The sequence below is a fragment of the Micromonospora sp. DT233 genome (assembly GCF_049841815.1).
GTDB lineage: Bacteria > Actinomycetota > Actinomycetes > Mycobacteriales > Micromonosporaceae > Micromonospora.
The window spans coordinates 1-1,312 of sequence record NZ_JBNCLB010000036.1 but is presented as its reverse complement, the minus strand read 5'-3'; the positions used below and the strand labels follow the sequence as shown (position 1 = coordinate 1,312).

The 1,312-nt window shown below is 73.8% G+C and carries 1 protein-coding gene; it reads left to right on the top strand.

Going from position 1 to position 1,312, the window contains the following annotated elements; translation table 11 throughout:
• Positions 1-113: 113 nt before the first annotated feature.
• The coding region (locus tag ACLQ2V_RS28075; RefSeq protein WP_425721714.1) for an N-acetylmuramoyl-L-alanine amidase at positions 114-1,312 on the top strand (1,199 nt) is incomplete at its 3' end.

Genomic DNA, 1,312 nt, shown 5'->3' with positions numbered 1-1,312 from the left:
CCTCCACCGGCACCACCTTCGGCCCATCCACCAAATGGCACGACTTCTTCGGCCTCACCGGAGAAACCACCCTCTGATCCGCCGAACCCCCGAACCCCCGTCGGAGAGTCGCCATGCTCGTTCGTCCCGCGCGACGCAGGAAGCCCCTACTGGCCGGGGTGCTCGTCGGCGCCCTGGCCGCCGTCACCCTGACCGCCCCCGCCCCGGCCACCGCGGGCCCGACCGAACGCACCGGCGGGCTCGCCGCCGCCTTTACCGCCGCCAGCAGCCGCTACGACGTGCCCCGGGACCTGCTGGCGGCGGTGGGCTACGGCGAGAGCCGACTCGACGACCACGGCGGCGAGCCCAGCGCCGCCAACGGCTACGGCCCGATGCACCTGGTCAGCAACCCCACCAACCGCACCCTGGAGGAGGCCGTCGCGCTCACCGGCCTGCCGGCCAGCCGGCTCAAGGCGCGGCCGGAGGCGAACGTGCGGGGCGCGGCGGCCGTGCTGCGCTCGTACGCCGACTCGGCGCGGCTGCGGGCCGCCGACCGGCACCGCGTCGCGGCCTGGTACCCGGTGGTGGCGCGCTACGCCCACGCCGGCGACGACGCGACCGCCCGGCTCTACGCCGACCACGTCTACGAGCTGCTGCGGCGGGGCTTCGCCGGATCGACCCCGGCCGGGGAGCGGATCGGCGTCGCCGCCCGGCCGGTGCGCCCGGAACTCGGCCGGTACGCCACGGTCGCCCCGGCCGGCAGCGGCGGGTCCCCGGCCGCCCAGGCGGTCCCCGAGTACGGGCCGGCCCGCTGGGTCGCCGCCAACGGCGCGAACTACCAGCCCGGCCGCTCGTCCCGGATCACCACCGTGGTCGTGCACGTCACCCAGGGCTCGTACGCGGGGACGATCAGCTGGTTCCAGAACCCGTCCTCGGGGGTCAGCGCGCACTACGTGGTGCGCTCCAGCAGCGGGGAGATCACCCAGATGGTGCGGGAGGGCGACACCGCCTACCACGCCCGCTCGGCCAACGGGTACTCCGTCGGCATCGAGCACGAGGGCTTCGTGGACAACCCGTCCTGGTTCACCGACGCGATGTACCGCTCGTCGGCCGCGCTGACCCGCTACCTCTGCGACAAGTACGGCCTGCCCCGGGACCGCAGCGCGATCAAGGGGCACAACGAGCTGCCGGGCAACGACCACACCGACCCCGGGCCGAACTGGAACTGGAACTACTACATCTCCCTGGTCAACGCCGGTGGCGGTGGTGGTGGTCGGTATCTGGCGGGTTCGTCGACGGATTTCAGTGGGGACGGTAAGGACGACGTGGTGGC